The organism is Paraburkholderia sp. SOS3 (assembly GCF_001922345.1).
In the GTDB taxonomy this organism is placed as follows: Bacteria; Pseudomonadota; Gammaproteobacteria; order Burkholderiales; family Burkholderiaceae; genus Paraburkholderia.
The window spans coordinates 2,578,417-2,595,980 of the sequence record NZ_CP018811.1 but is presented as its reverse complement, the minus strand read 5'-3'; the positions used below and the strand labels follow the sequence as shown (position 1 = coordinate 2,595,980).

Sequence of the window (17,564 nt, the reverse complement as noted above, 5' to 3'; positions counted from 1 at the left end):
TTGAAGAAATATGTTCTGGGGCGGTGGCTGATGCTCACTGCCGTGGCGACCATCCTCGCTGCTTTCGTGTTTCTGACCGTGGAGTCGCAGGATCTGTACGCGTGGCTCGACCGCAATCGGCTGCCGCTCATCGCTGTTGGCGCAGTCGTGCTGGGGCTGCTTGCGTATGCGTTGCCCAGGCGCGCGCAACTCGAGCTTCGCATGCGGCGGGATTCAAAGGGGCAAGGGATTGAGCCGCCTGAAGCTGTCGATAACGCTGCTCAGGCAGCGAAAACGCATGCGGCCCAGGCAATCGACCATGCGCGCGATTTGCGCTTCGAGCTACGGCAATCCCGTCGATTGGGCTGGGCGTACGATCGTCCGTGGCTGCTTCTCACCGGCGATGACGCTGTGATTGGCCGATTGTTGCCCGAGCTGGCCGAACGACGCTGGCTCGTCACCGGCGACGCCGTGCTGCTATGGAGCAGAGCCGGTCCGGATGGCCGGCCCGACGAACACTGGCTGAAGCAAATCTATAAACTGCGCCGCCGCCGACCGGTCGATGCCGTCGTGCTGACGCTCGACGGCACTGCGGCGCTGCCCGCGCAACGTCGTGGTGCCGGTGCGTGCAACCTCAATCTTGCGAGTATCGCCGGCGCACTGCATTGGGCCGCGCCAGTCTACATGCTTGACGCGGCGCAGACCGACCGGGTCGCAAACGGCACGACTGCGGTGGTCGGCTGCGAGTTTCCGCGCAGGGCGGATGCCGACTCGATCGAAGCCGCGCTGCTGACGTTGCGTCACCAGCTCGCCGATCGCAGCGTCGCGCAACTGGGTCGCAATGGCCGCAACCGCTATGCGGCGCAATTGTCGGAGCGCCTCGATACGCGCAGTACGCCCTTGGCCGGATGGATCGCCGCAATGGGCGACCGGCAACGTCATCGAACTATCGACGGCGTCTTCTTTGCCCCGTATCCCGCGGCCGCGAGCCGCGCTGACGACGGCACGACCAGCGCCGATTTGCCGCTCTGGCAGCACATCGGCAAGGCCGCACGATCAGGGCCGGGCCGACGGACCGGCTCGCATCCGGAGCGTGTGTTCGCGATCGTGGCCCTGTCCGTCATCGGCTTGTGGAGTACCGGCATGCTGATCTCCGGGTTGTCGAATGCGCGCGAACTGCAGGTCACGAAGCGGGCCATTCAGGCACTGGATACGGCCACCGATCCGGCCGTGCAATTGCGCGCGCTGCTTGAGCTTCAGCATCGAATCGATCTGCACGAAGGCCGAACGGAGCACCACGCGCCACTGCTGACCCGCTTCGGACTGAACCACGACGCCGAAATGCTCTCCGCGCTCTGGACACCTTACGCGCGGGCGAGTCGACGCGCACTCGTCACGCCGGTCCAGCAAAACATCGAGGCCGAACTGGTGGATCTCGGACAGATGCAGGCCACGCAGATCGACGACCAGACCAACCGGCTCGCACTCGAAGGGCACAAGGCGCTCAAGACTTATCTGATGATGGCGCAGCCAAAACGCGCGGACGCCGGGTTCATGATGCCGCTGCTCATGCGTTACTGGAGCACGAATGCGAATCTGCCTGCTGGCGAAAAACTCGACCTGTCCGGGCGTCTGCTCGATTTTTATGCCCGGCATCTGCCGGTGCACGACGACTGGCGCATCCAGCCGCGCGAGGAAATGGTCAACGCCTCGCGGCAGACACTGCTCGCCGTGATCGGCGTCAGGAACTCCGAAGACACGATCTATCAGGGCATCCTCGATTCGGTCGGCAACAGATATCCTGTCCAGACTCTGTCGTCGCTGACCGCGGGCACCGACACCCGCGGGCTTTTTCGTTCAGCGGCGACGGTCCCAGGCCCCTTCACGCGGCAGGCCTACGAGGGCACCATCGCGGCGGCAATCGACGATGCCGCAACGCGCAGCGAAGTGGCGGCCGATTGGGTGCTCGACACCGGCCAGGGTGGCCGGCAGCGATCGGCACAATCGGCACGATCGCCACAGTCGGCAGACGCTCTGAAGCAGGAGCTGACCAGCCGGTATTTTGCCGACTACGCGGACCACTGGCAGGGTTTCATGAACACCCTGCAGTGGGAACCCGCGCCGACGCTTCCAACCGCGATCGAACAACTGAAGCTGATGGCCGACGCACGGCAGTCCCCCGTGATCGCGCTGATGAAATCGCTCGAATACCAGGGCGGCGCCGGAGCGTTGAAGGAGTCCTTGTCCGACGCGCTGGTAACGAAAGCGCAGAACATGTTCGTCGGCAAGGTCGAGGGGCCCCAAACGGCCAAACCCGATTCTGCCGGTCCGCTTGGCGCATCGTTCGGTCCCGTCATGCGGCTCGTTGCCCAGGGCAATGGCAACGGCGAGGCCGGCGCGGGGACGAACAGCGATTTGAGCCTGCAACGCTTCATGGAGCGTGTGACCACCCTGCGCCTGAGGCTGCAGCGGATCAGCGACAGCGCCGATGCCGATGCTCAGGCGAAGCAGATCGCGCAGTCGCTGTTTCAGGGCAAAGGCTCGGAGCTGGCCGACACGCAGGCCTACGCGCAACTGATCGCCGCCGGCCTCGGCGCGCAATGGGCGGGTATGGGAGACGCACTTTTCGTGCAGCCTGTCGTGCAGGCCACGCAGACCGTTGTGCAGCCGGCGCAGGCAAGCCTGAACGACGCATGGCGACAAGCCATCGCGGCAACATGGAACCGGTCGTTCGCCGGGCGCTATCCGTTTGCCAATACTGACAACGATGCCTCGCTGCCCGAACTCGCGCGCTTTCTGCGGCCGCAGGGCGGGTTGATCGCGGCGTTCCTGAGCACCCAGCTCGCGGGAGTGCTCGAACTGCAGGGCGATCGGTGGGTACCGGTGTCGACGGGTGCGAAGTTGGCCGTCGATCCGGCCTTCCTCAAGGCGTTGAATACGCTCCAGCGCATCGCCGGGCATCTGCTCGCGCAGGGCGAGCCGCAATACAGGTTCGAGTTCAAACCGGTGCCCACGCCTGGCGTAACGGATACGTTGCTGACGCTCGATGGCCAGAAGCTGCATTACTTCAACCAGCAGGAGACATGGCGCGCGATGACGTGGCCATCGAATGACCCGCAAAGCCTTGGCACCCGGTTGCAATGGCAGACGGAGAAAGCCGGCACGAACAAGAGCTTCGAGTTCAGTGGTCGCTGGGGGCTCGTACGGATGCTGGAGCGGGCTCGGGTCGAGGCGCTCGACGACGCGACGTACCAGTTGACCTGGCAGGCCGCGCCGGATACTCCGGCCGTGAAGCTTGCGCAGGCGGCGAGTGCCTCGGCAACGGGCGAGTCGGGTGTCGCGCGCCGGGCGGACGGCAGCGGCGGCGGCGGCGAAGACGAAGCCGAAGCCGACGCCGAAGACGCAGATAGCCTGGCCAGTCACGCAGCGCTGACACCGGCCTCGACCGACCTTGCGTATCCGTTGAGCTACATGATGCGCACCGATGTGGGCAAGGGTCCGCTGGAACTGCTTGCGCTCAGGGGCTTTGTGCTGCCAGCGCGAATTTTCATCGTGAAACGGCCGGGCGTCGTGCAGGGCACGAAAAAGACCGCGCAAATGGATGGGCCTCCGCCTCTTCCGAAGGCAATGCTCGATGCGGCGAGGCACGCCGAAACACCGCTGCCAGGAGGGCAGAGACCGCTATGAAATCCGGACAGAACACGACGAGCCCCGACCTGCTTGCGCGCGAACTGGATCTGCGCGCAAGGGAATTTCTCGTGGCAACAGCCAGGACGCGCACCACCAGCCGTGAACTGCCGCCTGTGCGGGCTGCCAGCGTCGGTCTGGTGCAGGCCTGGGAGGCATGGGCAAAGGTCCTTGCACGCCGTGACGGCGAGCGGTACGAGCGATGGCATTTGCGACCGGACCGCGCCTATGGGCCTCCCGGCGCCGGGAGTGCCGCAATGGAACTGCTGGTCGAGGCCATGCGTATCAACAATCCGCAGTTCCTGCGAACCATGACGCAGGATGAAGTGCAACGACCGGTTCTGCTTGCCTCGGCAGCGGCGCTCTACCAGGTGAGGCCGCATGCGGTGATCGAACCCACTGCCGCGTTGCAGACCTGGCTCGCGCAGACCGATATCGGCGAGGACGTGCCCGCGTCGCTCTTCCGACTTCCGGTGCCGGCCGTTTTTCTGCGCTTTGGTCCGCAGATGGCGGCGGCAGTCGATCCAACCCTGTGGTCCACCCTCGATCGTCCGTGCACGACCACCGGCATCTATATTTTCGAAACTTGCGTGGACGAGCGTCGCGATATCGTTTTTCTCGCGGTCGGCAGTGCGCCAGGGAATCCTCAGGATCTGCCTTACGCACTACAGCTCTGTTTCACCGACGAGCGCGATTCACTGGTCGATCACGCGTTAAATGCCGCCCCTCGCGACGGCAACGCCGCCACGGCGGTGGCCATGGTGCAGATGTGCACCAAGGTACTGCTCTACCTGCAGACGCCAGGCGCGATCCGCACCGATGAATTGCGCCGGGACGAAACGGCCGCGCGGCTCGCGCGCGCGGGCGGGAAAAAAGTTTCGAAACTGGAGCGGCGACTGGCCAGTCGCTACAACAGGATCATCGTGGGCCCGACCCAGGCGATCCAGTATGGTTCCGGCGAAGTTGCGCCTCACTGGCGTCGCGGCCACCTGCGGATGCAGGCGCACGGTCCGCAATTTTCGTTGCGAAAGCTGATCTTCATTGCGCCGACGCTGATCCGTGCCGACCGGCTTGGCGCATCGGCCTCGGGCAATCATTGACCCACATGTTCATGAATCTCTTCAATGCGCCGTCCGGCGCACGCGCGCCCTCCGGTCTTGCCCGTTCGATGCAGGGCCGCCGCGATGACCGGCGTGCGCCCATCGGCGACGCCGCCCGCTCAATCGGCGCAAACCGCAAGGACGCGGACAAGTCCGCGCTCGCGCGGCCCATCGACGTTCCGACGGGCGAGTTGACCGCAATCGATCCGGCACGCGCGGTTGCGATTGCATGAACGCGCGCCTGTACGACCACGAGCACCACCTGAGGCCAGGCCGATGAGCAGCCCGACGAAAGACCACGAGATCCTGCGCTACTACGATGCGGAGATGCGCTACCTGCGTGAAGCGGGCAAAGAGTTCGCGCAAGCGTTTCCGGATCGCGCCCGCATGCTCAATATCGACCGTATCGGCGAGCGCGATCCGCATGTCGAGCGACTGTTCGAAGGGTTCGCGTTCCTCATGGGGAGGCTTCGCCACAAACTGGACGATGAGCTGCCCGAGCTGACCGAGGGACTGGTCAGCATGCTTTGGCCGCATTATCTGCGCATGATTCCGTCGCTCTCGATTCTGGAATTGCAGCCGGTGGCCGGTGCGCTGCAGCGGCATGAAACGCTCGCGCCGGGACTCGAGGTGATCTCGGACCCGGTCGGAGACGAGGGCATCGAATGCGACTACCGGACGACCCAGGCAGTCGACCTTTATCCGCTGCGCCTGAGCGAAGCGGACGCGTACGCGCGCGAGGACGGGCGCTCGGTGATCCGTGTGCGGCTCGAACTGCAGCCGCAAGCGCGGCGCGAACAGCTCGAGGTGCCGCGCTTGCGGCTGTATCTGCATGCCGACCGGCCGGTGGCGCTGACCCTGTACGCTGCGCTCACGGCCGATCCGCTGGCCGTGCAGGTGCGTGTTCCGGGCCATCCGGAGGACCGCCCCGGCGCGCCTCAGGCGATGCGGGGCCTGCATATCGAACCGGCCGGATTTGCCGCCGACGAGCGTCTGTGGCCGAAGGCCGACAACGCGTTCGGTGGTTACCAGTTGCTGCTCGAGTATTTCACCTTTCCAGAGAAATTCATGTTTGTGGACCTGGTCGGTCTCGACATGCGCGCAATTCCTCATGGCGCTGAATATTTCGACGTCGAAATCGTGCTTGCGAAGCCGTATCCGGACGACATGCGTTTTTCCGCCGGCAACCTGCGCCTGTTCTGCACGCCGATCATCAACCTGTTTGCGCTGGAGGCGGACCCGATTACCGCTACTCAGTTCGAGACCGAATATCGCGTGCATGCGCACGAGCAGCGCGGCAAGCATGTCGAGGTGTACGCAGTCGACACCGTGCAGGGCTTCGAGTCTGGATCGGGCCAGCGTTTCGAATACGCGCCGTTCGCGTCGTTCCGTCATCGCGGCGGCATGCTGCGTCACGAAATGCCGGAGCGGTATTTCCATACGCGCATGCGGCGCGGCCCGTCCGGCCGGTTTGACACCTGGCTTGTCCTTGGCGGCCATGCATGGGAACAGCAGAACGCGCTGCCAAAGGAAACGCTGTCGCTCTCCGTCACCGGCACCAATGGCATGCTGCCGCGCAAGGCGCTGCGCGAAGCCGGTATCACGCGCATGCGCGGCGGCTTCACGAATATCGGCTCGGTGCGGAATCTGACCGCGCCGACGCTTCCTGTCTACCCGCCGACCGGCGACCGCTTCCAGTGGCGCGTGCTGTCGCACCTGGCGCCGAACTATCTGTCACTGCTCAATGCGGAAGTTCTGCGCGGGAGTCTGGCGCTGTACGACTGGACCGACGGTGAACTGAACAAACGCCGGATCGATGCGATCACCGACGTCCAGCACCGGCTGCTGCAGAAGCTCGTGAAAGGCGGGCTGCAGCGCGGTGTCGAGATCGAGGTGACGCTCGACAGCGGCCAGTTCGCGGGCGATGGCGATATGGAGCTGTTCGGCGGCATGCTGAACCGCTTCCTCGGGCTGTATGCGACGCTGAACCTCTACACGAAGCTCGTGATCGTGTCGCAACCGGCCGGGCGGCGCATCGAGTGGCCCGACACGAAAGGCGAAGGAGCGCCGTTTTGAACGGGCCGCGCGTGAACCTTGCCGGGCGGGAGTTCGCCCCCTACGCGGAGCGGTCGCTACTGTCCGCGCTGCTGGCCAGCGCGACGCAGATGAATTTCTTCCGTTTCTGCGAACTGATCGAACTCGCGGCGCCCGATCGTCCGCCGATCGGCAGTACCGATTCACCCGCGAGCGAGCCGGTGCGCTTTCGCTCGCGTGCACGCCTCGGTTTTCCGAACCGCGAGATCGATGCGGTCGAATACGACCTGGACAACCGGGCGATGCCTCCCGCGGTGCGCACGACGTTTCTTGGACTGTACGGCGTCGATGCCCGCATGCCGTCGTATTTCGTCGACGAGGTAGCGCAGAATCGCGAGGGTGCCGAACCGATGTCGGCTTTCCTCGATCTGTTCCATCACCGCGTCGTCACGCAGTACTACCGTGTCTGGCGCAAGTACCGCTACCCGGCGGGATTTCGCCGCGGGGGAACGGACGATGTCTCGCGTTACCTGCTGAGCTTCGCGGGGCTGGGCATTGGCCGCCCGGCAACCCGGGAGGCAGTCGGCACCCGAAAACTGTTGTCGATGCTGGGGCTTGCCGGCCAGAAGACGCGCACGGCCGAAGGGCTCGCAGGGGTACTGCAACACGCGGTGCCGGATGCGCGGATCGCCGTCGAGGAATTCCACCCGGTATGGATCGACGTCGAAGACGGCGAGCCTGCGGCTCTCGGCGAGCACTGCCTGCTCGGACGTGGCTTTTACGATCAAGGCAATTCGGTTCGAGTCGTCATTACTCCGCAGACGCCCGAATCGGTGCTTGGACTGATGCCGGGGCACGGCAATCACCGCGAAGTCATGGCGCTGCTGCGGTTCTATCTCGGCTACGAGGCGCAGGCGCAGCTGGAGATGCACGTGCGCCCGGAACTGATGCCTGCGCAGGTACTGAACTCCGATCAGGTCAGCCTCGGCTACACAACGCAGCTGCCGCAGCCGCTCGCACCGGGTCGAGCGAACACGGTGACGCGAGTCCAACTGGGCGTCTGGACAGGGGACAGCGACCGGCAAGCGGGTCAGCACCGCTCAGGGCACTGACGCAGTCATCGACTTCGGAAATTCACGAACACGGAACACCTGGAGAATCAGCAGGATGATGCGGGCACTTCGAACCGGCGCAGTGACGTTGGCCACCACCTTCACCGTCGCAGCATGCGGAGTCGGACAGGCGGTGACGGATAGCACGGTGGGCGCGGCGAAATGGGCGTTCACCACGCAGATCAAGACAATGAACCTGGATCTCGTCAGCCGGTCGTCATTGAACCGGAACGGCGCTGGGCAATCGTTGTCGACCGTGGTGCGGATCTATCAGCTGAGGACGCCGCAGGCGTTCGAGCAGCTTGACTACATGCAACTGCAGACGAACGATCTCGAGGCGCTAAGGCCCGATCTGCTGGCGACGAGAGATGTGGTGCTACGGCCCGATGCGAGCGCAAGCGTCACCGAACCGATGAATAGCGGCACGGAGTATGTCGGCGTCGTCGCGTTTTTCCGCGATGCGGGCAAGGATTCGACCTGGAAGCTCGTAATACCGAAGAAGCAGTGGAAGCAGACCGACCCGGTGAAGATCGAGGTGCGCGCCAACGCCCTGCAACTGGCGGGCGCAAAAAACGAAGCGGTCAAGCGGCACGCGCCGCAGCAGAGCGTCCCGAATCCACCGAGGCAAAAGCCAGCCGCGGTGACGGAATACGGAACACGACCCGGGTGAGCGTTCAGGGGAGGCAGGGTACGGGCGCGGCGCGCCCGCATCAAGTGCGGCAATGCGGCGCGCCGTGGCGGGCATTTGATGCGCCGGGTAATATCGTTTGAGAAAGCGCTTACTTGAAGTCGGCTATAAGCCCCGATAGAATCGACGTCAATCATCCGCACAAGCGGCATCCGATCGAGGACATTCCCCCCATGGCTGACCACTCAGACGGCAACGCGAAAACGGGCCTGCGCAAAGGCCTGACCAACTACGGCGACGAAGGCTTTTCGTTGTTCTTGCGGCGCGCTTTCATCAAGGGCGCCGGTTATACGGACGACGCGCTGTCGCGTCCGATCGTTGCAATCGCGAATACGGGCAGCGCGTACAACCCGTGTCACGGCAACGCGCCGCAGCTGATCGAGGCGATCAAGCGCGGCGTGCAGCTGGCGGGTGGCCTGCCGGTCGAATTTCCGACCATCTCGATCGCGGAAAGCTTTTCGCACCCGACCAGCATGTATCTGCGCAATCTGATGTCGATGGATACGGAAGAGATGATCCGCGCGCAGCCGATGGACGCGGTGGTGCTGATCGGCGGCTGCGACAAGACCGTGCCCGCGCAGCTGATGGGCGCGGCCGCGGCCGGCGTGCCCGCCATTCAGCTCGTGACGGGCGCGATGCTGACGGGTTCTCATCGCGGCGAGCGCGTCGGCGCGTGCACCGACTGCCGGCGCTTCTGGGCGAGCTTTCGCGGCGACCAGATCGACGAAGCCGAAATCGATGCGGTGAACACGCAACTCGTCGCCACGGTCGGCACCTGTTCGGTGATGGGCACCGCAAGCACGATGGCCTGTATCGCCGAGGCGATGGGCATCATGCTGCCGGGCGGCGCGTCGCCGCCGGCCGTCAGCGCGGACCGCATCCGCATCGCCGAGCGCACGGGCACGCAGGCAGTCGCGATGATCAAGGCCGGCCTGACGCCGGCAAAGATCCTGACGCCGAAGGCGATCGAAAACGCGCTGCGCGTGCTGCTTGCGATCGGCGGGTCGACCAACGGCATCATTCACCTGACCGCGATCGCGGGGCGCCTCGGCATCCGCATCGACCTCGATTCGCTCGACCGGATGGCGCGCGAAACGCCGGTGCTCGTCGACCTGAAGCCGTCGGGCCAGCATTACATGGAAGACCTGCATCGCGCGGGCGGGCTCGTCACCGTGATGCGCGAAATGAAGCATCTGTTGCACCTCGACGCGCTGACGGTCACGGGCCGCACGCTCGGCGAGGAGCTCGACGCGGCGCCCGCGCCGTTCAAACAGGATGTCGTCCGGCCGCTTGCGCAGCCGGTCTATCCGCAAGGCGGCATCGCCGTGCTGCGCGGCAACCTCGCGCCCGGCGGCGCGATCATCAAGCAGTCCGCCGCGAATCCGCAATTGATGGAGCACGAAGGGCGGGCCGTCGTATTCGAAGACGCGCAAGACCTCGCCAACCGCATCGACGACCCCGCGCTCGACGTGAGCGCGCACGACGTGCTCGTGCTCAAGCGCATCGGGCCGGTCGGCGCGCCGGGCATGCCCGAGGCCGGCTATATCCCGATTCCGCGCAAGCTCGCGCGCGAGGGCGTGAAGGACATGGTGCGCATTTCCGATGGCCGTATGAGCGGCACGGCGGCCGGCACGATCGTGCTGCACGTCACGCCCGAAGCGGCGATCGGCGGACCGCTTGCGATCGTGCGCAGCGGCGACCGCATCCGGCTGTCGGTGGCGCAGCGCTCGATCGAACTGCTGCTGTCCGACGCCGACATCGCCGCGCGCCTTGCCGCGTTGCCGCCTCGCGCAGCCGATTCCGAAGCACGCGGCTATCGGAAGCTGTTCCTCGAGACGATCATGCAGGCCGACGACGGCTGCGATTTCGATTTCCTGCGCGCGCCGAAAGTGATCGCGACGGTGCCGGGCGGCGGCAACAAGGCCTGATAGCACAGCGGCAGCGCCGCGGCGAATGGCGGCGGCGCGTGCACGACGCGATGGACGCAGCGGCATCACAGCAACATAGGGAGACAAGCGAATGACACGGGTTCTGATCACGGGCGCGGCGGGCCATATCGGCCGCGCATTGCGTGCCGGTTTGCGCGGCCAGTATCGGCTGCGCCTCGCGGACATCGCGCCGCAAGCGCCGGCCGGCGACGGCGAGGAAATCGTCAGTACGGACATCACGCGCCTCGCCGATCTGCTGCCCGCGATGCAGGGCGTCGACGTCGTCGTGCATCTGGCCGGCATTCCCGACGAAGACAGCTGGGAGAAAATCCGCGACATCAATATCGACGGCTGCTACAACGTGTTCGAAGCGGCGCGGCAAGCGGGCGTGAAACGCGTGATTTTCGCGAGCTCGAATCATGCGGTCGGATTTCATCGGCGCGACCGCATGATCGACGATACGGTCGCGCCGCGCCCCGACAGCCGCTATGGCGTATCGAAGGTGTTCGGCGAAGCGCTCGGCAGGCTGTATGCGGACAAGCACGCGATGTCGGTGGCCTGCCTGCGCATCGGCTCGTTTCGCGCCGACGACACGCCGACCATGCCGCGCCATTTGTACACGTGGATCAGCCATCGCGACATGGTGCAGCTGACGAAACGCTGCATCGATTATCCCGACTATCACTTCGTGATCGTGTACGGCGTATCGAACAATGCGCGCAACCGCTGGAGCAATGCGAACGCGCGTTTTCTCGGTTACGAGCCCGCAGACGATGCCGAAGCGAGCGCCGCCGCACGCATTGCGGCAGCCGGCGCGCGCGAAGATGCGCGCGAGGCGCTGTTTCATGGCGGCTTCGGCTGCATTGTCGAATTCGACGGCGACGTGAAGCGCATCGACTGAGATCCGATTGTCGGTCTGCACAAGCGCATCGCACCGTATTCGCCATCTTCGACTCGTGAACTGACGTGCTACACAATCCGGCACTGCAAAATTCGCGCTATAAAATGCCGCTCGTAGGGGCGCGGGGTGCGCCCCGCACGACAAGACCGGGCTGGGTGCAACGTTGACTGCAGAAACAAAAAAGCGCGCGCCGCGCCGCAAATCGAATGCGATTTCCGTACTGGATGTCGCCCGGGCCGCGGGCGTTTCCACGGCGACCGTCTCGCGCGTGCTGAACGGCAACGCGACGGTCGCGGCCGACTTGCGGCAGCGCGTGCGCGATATTGCCGATCAACTCGGCTATACGCCGCATGCGGCGGCGCGCGCGCTGGCGTCGCAACGCTCGAAGACGATCGGCGCGGTGATTCCGTCGCTCGAAAACCAGAACTTCGCGCTCGGTGTATTCGCGCTGCAAAAGCGTATCGGCGAAGCCGGCTATACGCTGCTGCTCGGCTGCTCGTATTACGACCAGCAGGACGAGCTCAAGCAGGTGCGCGCGCTGATCGCGGACGGCATCGCGGGCCTGATGCTGGTTGGCCGCAGCCATTCGCCCGCGCTTTATGAACTGATCGGGAAGGAGCAGATTCCGCTCGTCAACGGCTGGACCGTCGACCGCGACCACCCGTATGTCGGTTTCGACAATGTCGCGGTCGGCCGGCGTCTTGCCGACTATCTGCTCGACCTCGGTCACACGCGCTTCGGCATGATCACGCAGATGACCCAGCACAGCGACCGCGCGGCGGACCGCATTATCGGCGTGCGCGCCGCGCTGCAAGCGCGCGGCCTGCAGCTGCGCCACGAGCATCTGATCGAAATGCCGCACAAGATCATCGAAGGGCAGATGGCGATGAAAGCGCTGATGCAAGGTCCGGAGCGGCCGACCGCCGTGATTTGCGGCACCGATCTGCTCGCGATCGGCGCACTGGCTGCAGCGCATGAAGCGGGCATCGAGGTGCCCGGCGAACTGTCGATCGCGGGGATCAACGATATCGAGGTATCGAGCTTCACGACGCCGCCGCTCACGACCATGCGCCTTGCCGCCGACGAAATCGGCACGCGCAGCGCCGACTATCTGCTGGCGCGTATCGAAGGGCGCCCCGTCAGTTCGCAGAACATCGTGCCGACCGATCTGATCGTGCGCGGCACGACGGGGCCGCTGCGCAAGGGGTAGGCCGCGCGGGGCGGACCCGGTTATCGAAAACTTTGAGGCTCAGCGCGAAATCATTGAGCTTTCAGGCGTTTGCGTTTATCAGTAGACTACGTTGCATTCAATGGCCCCTTCAGCGAAACATCCAGCAAACCTCCCCCATAGCGTTAGAGATTTCGATGACAGATACGACACAAGGCGCGATGCCGCCTTTTCATCTCGCATTTCCGGTCCATAGCCTCGCGGCCGCGCGTGAGTTCTACGGCGAATTGCTCGGCTGCCCGGAAGGCCGCAGCTCGCCCGAGTGGGTCGACTTCAATTTCTACGGCCACCAGATCGTCGCGCATCTGTCGCCCGACGAAGCAGGTCACCGCGCGACGAATGCCGTCGACGGCGATGCGGTGCCGGTGCGCCATTTCGGCGTCGTGCTGTCGATGCAGCAATGGCAGTCGCTGGCCGACAAGCTGAAAGCGGCGGGCACGAAGTTCATCATCGAGCCGCATATCCGCTTCAAGGGCGAAGTCGGCGAACAGGCCACGATGTTCTTCCTCGATCCGTCGGGCAATGCGGTCGAGATCAAGTCGTTTGCCAATATGGCGTCGCTGTTCGCGAAGTAACGGCAGACCCGGCCGGACTCGTTCAAATCTCCTTCACGCTGTTTCACCGCACGGCTTTGCATTCGTGAAGCGGTGCGGTGCTTCGCAATTCGCATCGTCCCGTTGCGTCGCGCGCGTACGCTCGACATCGCATGCCGCCTCCATGCGAGATGACGATGACGAGCGCCTCTACCGATACCACCGATTCAACGGATTCAACGGATTCAACCGCGTTTCCCCTGCCGGACCCGCAGTCCGCTCGCGCTGCGCAAGTGCATGGCGCGGACACGACCTTCGACTTTATCGTCTGCGGTTCGGGCAGTTCGGGCGCTGTCGTCGCGCGGCGTCTCGCCGAGCACCCGGAGTTGCGCGTGCTGCTGCTCGAAGCGGGCGGCACGGACGAGGTCCCCGCGATCATCGACAGCACGGCGTGGCCCATGCTCAGACGCAGCGAGCAGAACTGGCTATTTCGCGCGACGCCGAACGCGAATCTGAACGGCCGCATGATTCCGATGGCGATGGGCAAGGTGCTCGGCGGCGGCGCGAGCATCAACGTGATGGCCTGGGCGCGCGGGCATCAGGCGGACTGGGACGATCTCGCCAAAGCCACCGAAGACGACGGCTGGAGCTATGAATCGGTGCTCGCGATCTATCGCCGCATCGAAGACTGGCACGGCGAGCCGGACTCGCGGCGGCGCGGGCAGGGCGGTCCGCTGTTCGTGCAGCCGGCGCCCGATCCGCATCCGATCGCCGCCGCTGGCCTCGAAGCGTTTGCGCGCGCCGGCGTGCCGACGGTCGCCGATCATAACGGCGCGATGATGGAAGGCGACGGCGGCGCCGCGTTCACGAACGTGTGCGTGCGCGAGGGGCGCCGGCAGTCCGTGTATCGCGCGTATGTGCACCCGTTTCTGCAGTCGCCGGGCGCACGGTCGAATCTCGTCGTGCTGCCGCAGGCGCTCGTGACGCGGCTCACGTTCGACGGCGCCGCGGTGACCGGCGTCGAATATCTGCGCCACGGCGAACTGAAACGCGTGCGTGCGACGCGTGAAGTCGTGTTGTCGCTCGGTGCGATCCAGACGCCGAAACTGCTTATGCAATCGGGTATAGGCGACGAAGCGGAATTGCGCCGCCATGGCATCGAACTCAAGCAGCCGCTGCCCGGCGTCGGCCGCAATTTCCAGGACCACTTCATGGCGCCGTGCGTGTGGGAGGCGGCCGGCCCGATCGTCGGCCGCAATAACCTCGGTGAAATGACCGCGCTCTGGAAAAGCGACAACCGGCGCGATCGGCCCGATTGCCAGACGTTTCTGACGGAACTGCCGTACGCGAGCCCCGAAGCGGCCGGCCGCGATCTGCCCGTGCACGGCTGGTCGCTGACGACGGCGGTGCTGCGCACCGAGAGCCGCGGCCGCGTGCGTCTGACGGGCGCGCATCCGCTCGACCCGGTCGCGATCGACGCGAACTTCCTCGCCGACCCCGCCGATCTGCGCACGCTCAGGCGTTGCATCGAGTTTTGCCGCGACGTCGGCAATTCGGCGCCGCTGCGGCCCTTCACGGGGCGCGAGTATCTGCCGGGACCGGTCGGCGACGCGGCGCTCGAGCAGTTCATGCGCAACGGCACGGTCAGCCATTCGCATCAGAGCTGTACCGCGAAGATGGGCCACGACGCGATGTCGGTCGTCGATACGCGCATGCGTGTGTACGGCATCGACCGGTTGCGCATCGCCGATGCGTCGATCCTGCCGCGCATCACGACCGGCAATACGATGGCGCCGTGCGTCGTGATCGGCGAGCGGGCCGCGCAGATGCTCGCGGCCGATCACGGGTTTTGACATGCCGCTGCGCCGATGGCAGCGGCGCACCGTGCGCAAAGCCTAGGCGTTGCGTGCGCCGTGCAGTCCCAGTTTGTCGCGCGCGAGTTCGCGCAGCACGCGGCGGTCGGCCTTGCCGAACGGCGTGCGCGGAATGCGCTCGACCGGCAACACGACTTCGGGCAGTTTGTGCTCGGCAAGCCGCGTCGCCATCCATGCGCGAACGTCGTGCGGCGAGGTGCCGGCCGCATGCGCGGCGAGTTTGACGAAACCGACGATGCGTTCGCCGAGTACGCCGTCAGGCACGCCGACCACGGCGGCGTCGTCGGCGTCCGGATGCGCGAGCAGCGTCTGCTCGATCTCCGCGGGCGCGATGTTTTCGCCGTCGCGCACGATGATCTCCTTGATCCGCGCCACATAGCTGAGGTCGCCGTGCTCGTCCGCGCGCATGAGGTCGCCCGTGTGGTACCAGCCGTGCGCGTCGCGCACAGCGTCGAGCACACCCGGCGAGATCCAGTAGCCGTCGCATAGCGTCGGCACATCGAGAATCAGTTCTCCGGGCGAGCCGACCGGCACATCGTCGCCGTTGCGATCGACGATGCGCGCGGTTCCCGGCCGCGCGCGCACCGTGCGCGGCGAGCGGCCGATCACGACGCACAGCGGCGCTTCGGTCATGCCATAGCCGACCACGAGCGGGACGCCGAAGCATGCCTCGAAACGCTGCTGCAGCTCGATTGAACAGGCATCGCCCATCACCATGCAGCCGCGCAACGAAGCGGTTGCGCGAGCGCGGATCGATTGCGCCCGGATCATCTCGGCGGCGCCGTACGGGCTCAGTCCAACGGTCGTGCAGTGGTGCCGCTCGATTGCGTCGAGATAGGCCGCGCCGTCGAAATCGACGCACGGCGGCAGCACCATGCACTGGGCGAGCGTCAAGGTCGCACAAAGACGGAACAGGCCCGGCATATGAAACAGCGGCGTCGGTGCGAGCGGCAGCGAGCTGCCGCCAAAACCGGCCTCTTTGAGGGATTCGACGCCGTACGCGATCGAGCGCTGCGTATGCGCGACGAGCTTCGGCTCGCCCGTCGTGCCCGACGTGCAGAGCAGCATCGCGATGGCGTCTGGATCGGGCTGCGGCAAGGCTCGCGTGCTGCGTGCGCTTTCCATCAACGCGTCCCAGCTGCGGCCCGCACGATCGTGCCCATCCGCCGATGCCGAGTCGGCCGCGCGCGGCATATCGACGTATGCACGATCGACGTAGAAACGCCGGTCGATGGGCAGCAGATCGGGCGGCACCTCGCTCATCGTCTCGTGCCGGGCCAGATGGCCGATATAGAGCGCCGGCCGTAGCCTGCGCGTCAGCCTCGCGAGTTCGTGCGCCTTCAGATGGACGTTGAGCGGCACGGTGATCGCGCCGAGCAGCAGCGCGGCATAGCAGGCGATCATCGCCTGATGCGAATGGCCGAGATGCAACACGACGCGGTCGCCCCGGTTCACGCCGAGTTCGGCGAAACGCGCGGCAAGTGTTTGTGCGGCGTCGACGAACGGTTCGTACGCAAGCGTGAGATCGCCGTCGACGATCGCAGGCGCGTCGGGATGCTTCACGGCGTTCTCGAGCAGCGAAGCAATCAGCGTGGGCACAGCGGCAGCTTCGCGCGCAGTCGCGGCCAGCGAGATGGCGTTCATGTGCGGACCTCTTAAACGGTGCAATGCGTTCGGCCTCGGCACGAATCGAACGAGGGCTTTGTCACATGAACGCTTGTCGCTGGCCAAATATTCGTTGGAGCACGAGAAATATGTCGCCGGTCCGGTTCGAACTTACCGGGCTATGTTGCGAATACCGGTTACGGCCGCGATGCCGGATACGCATTGCGCGACGTCGGTGCGCAAGATTCAGGCAATCGGTAAAAATATGGCCAGTTCCGTCGCTTTCTCGACGCTTTCGGGTCGGGCTGCCGGCCGTATGCTTGACGATGGAGCGTGCTCGAAGACGTGCTCCGATTTGCCTGTGTTCCGAATATCTACGCGAGCAACCGCTCGAAGGAGAGTCACCGTCATGCAGATTAGCGACAACGCCGCCGTGCCGGGCAGCATCCCTGCGCCGCTCGGCGCGCCGGAGCGCAACGAGGGGTCGTCGTTTCAGGACCTGCTGTCACAATTGAACGCCTATACGGGCAGCAACCCCGGGCAAGGCCTGTTCAATTCGATCCTCGCGCAACTGGGCATCACGCCGCAGCAACTCGCGCAGATGACGCCGGCGGAGCGCGAGAAAATCGAAGTGAAAATCCGCGAACTGATGAAGAAGGAAATGCAGGCGCAGCGCGACCAGATGCAGGACCCGTCGATGCAGTTGATCCAGATGCAGCAGCAGGGGCTGCAGGCGGGTATGCAGTCGGGTACGCAGTCGGATACGTCGTCGTCGCATAAGCACGGGGCGAACGACGTCGCGCTCTGATCATGCGCGAATAACGGTTACAGCGTGGCTGCACGGGGCGGCCGGTATGGTACGGCCCGTGCAGCGCTTTTGTCATGAACGCCTGTC

The 17,564-nt window shown here is 65.1% G+C and carries 13 protein-coding genes; 12 read left to right on the top strand and 1 reads right to left on the bottom strand.

What is annotated here, in order from left to right:
- From BTO02_RS11680 to BTO02_RS11630, 11 genes are all read left to right on the top strand, one after another.
- On the top strand, positions 1-3,666 hold the full coding sequence (locus BTO02_RS11680) for an ImcF-related family protein (RefSeq protein WP_232243338.1): 3,666 nt from the start codon (positions 1-3) through the stop codon (positions 3,664-3,666).
- On the top strand, positions 3,663-4,766 hold the full coding sequence (locus BTO02_RS11675) for a hypothetical protein (protein WP_156883806.1): 1,104 nt from the start codon (positions 3,663-3,665) through the stop codon (positions 4,764-4,766). Before BTO02_RS11680 ends, BTO02_RS11675 begins: the two co-directional genes overlap by 4 nt.
- Before the next feature lie 11 nt (positions 4,767-4,777).
- On the top strand, positions 4,778-4,999 hold the full coding sequence (locus BTO02_RS11670; RefSeq protein WP_156883805.1) for a hypothetical protein: 222 nt from the start codon (positions 4,778-4,780) through the stop codon (positions 4,997-4,999).
- 43 nt (positions 5,000-5,042) lie between these two features.
- A complete protein-coding gene (tssF, locus tag BTO02_RS11665) occupies positions 5,043-6,842 on the top strand; it encodes a type VI secretion system baseplate subunit TssF (RefSeq protein ID WP_075157173.1) in 1,800 nt (599 codons plus the stop codon).
- 89 nt (positions 6,843-6,931) lie between these two features.
- Positions 6,932-7,912 (top strand): type VI secretion system baseplate subunit TssG, encoded by a 981-nt coding sequence (gene tssG, locus BTO02_RS11660; protein WP_075158800.1) that lies wholly within the window; start codon positions 6,932-6,934, stop codon positions 7,910-7,912.
- 55 nt (positions 7,913-7,967) lie between these two features.
- Positions 7,968-8,582 carry a type VI secretion system lipoprotein TssJ gene (tssJ, locus tag BTO02_RS11655; protein ID WP_075157172.1) on the top strand — a complete coding sequence of 205 codons (615 nt, stop codon included), beginning with the start codon at positions 7,968-7,970 and terminating at the stop codon, positions 8,580-8,582.
- Positions 8,583-8,773: 191 nt separating this feature from the next.
- Entirely contained in the window at positions 8,774-10,528 is a 1,755-nt protein-coding gene (locus BTO02_RS11650) for an IlvD/Edd family dehydratase (protein WP_075157171.1), read from the top strand.
- A gap of 91 nt (positions 10,529-10,619) precedes the next feature.
- The gene (locus tag BTO02_RS11645; RefSeq protein WP_075157170.1) at positions 10,620-11,429 is read left to right on the top strand and encodes an NAD-dependent epimerase/dehydratase family protein; all 810 of its coding nucleotides are present in this window, start codon (positions 10,620-10,622) and stop codon (positions 11,427-11,429) included.
- A 163-nt stretch (positions 11,430-11,592) separates the two neighbouring features.
- Complete coding sequence (locus BTO02_RS11640) at positions 11,593-12,639, top strand: LacI family DNA-binding transcriptional regulator (RefSeq protein ID WP_075157169.1); 1,047 nt, start codon at positions 11,593-11,595, stop codon at positions 12,637-12,639.
- Between the two features lie 155 nt (positions 12,640-12,794).
- The gene (locus tag BTO02_RS11635; protein WP_374992368.1) at positions 12,795-13,232 is read left to right on the top strand and encodes a VOC family protein; all 438 of its coding nucleotides are present in this window, start codon (positions 12,795-12,797) and stop codon (positions 13,230-13,232) included.
- Between the two features lie 155 nt (positions 13,233-13,387).
- Positions 13,388-15,043, top strand: coding sequence for a GMC family oxidoreductase (locus BTO02_RS11630; RefSeq protein ID WP_083615236.1), 1,656 nt, complete (start codon positions 13,388-13,390; stop codon positions 15,041-15,043).
- Positions 15,044-15,085: 42 nt separating this feature from the next.
- Here the strand turns inward: BTO02_RS11630 and BTO02_RS11625 are convergent, their stop codons facing one another.
- Positions 15,086-16,708, bottom strand: coding sequence for a class I adenylate-forming enzyme family protein (locus BTO02_RS11625; protein WP_075157168.1), 1,623 nt, complete (start codon positions 16,706-16,708; stop codon positions 15,086-15,088).
- A 370-nt stretch (positions 16,709-17,078) separates the two neighbouring features.
- Between BTO02_RS11625 and BTO02_RS11620 the strand changes: the two genes are divergently transcribed.
- Positions 17,079-17,477, top strand: coding sequence for a hypothetical protein (locus BTO02_RS11620; RefSeq protein ID WP_075157167.1), 399 nt, complete (start codon positions 17,079-17,081; stop codon positions 17,475-17,477).
- Positions 17,478-17,564 lie beyond the last annotated feature (87 nt).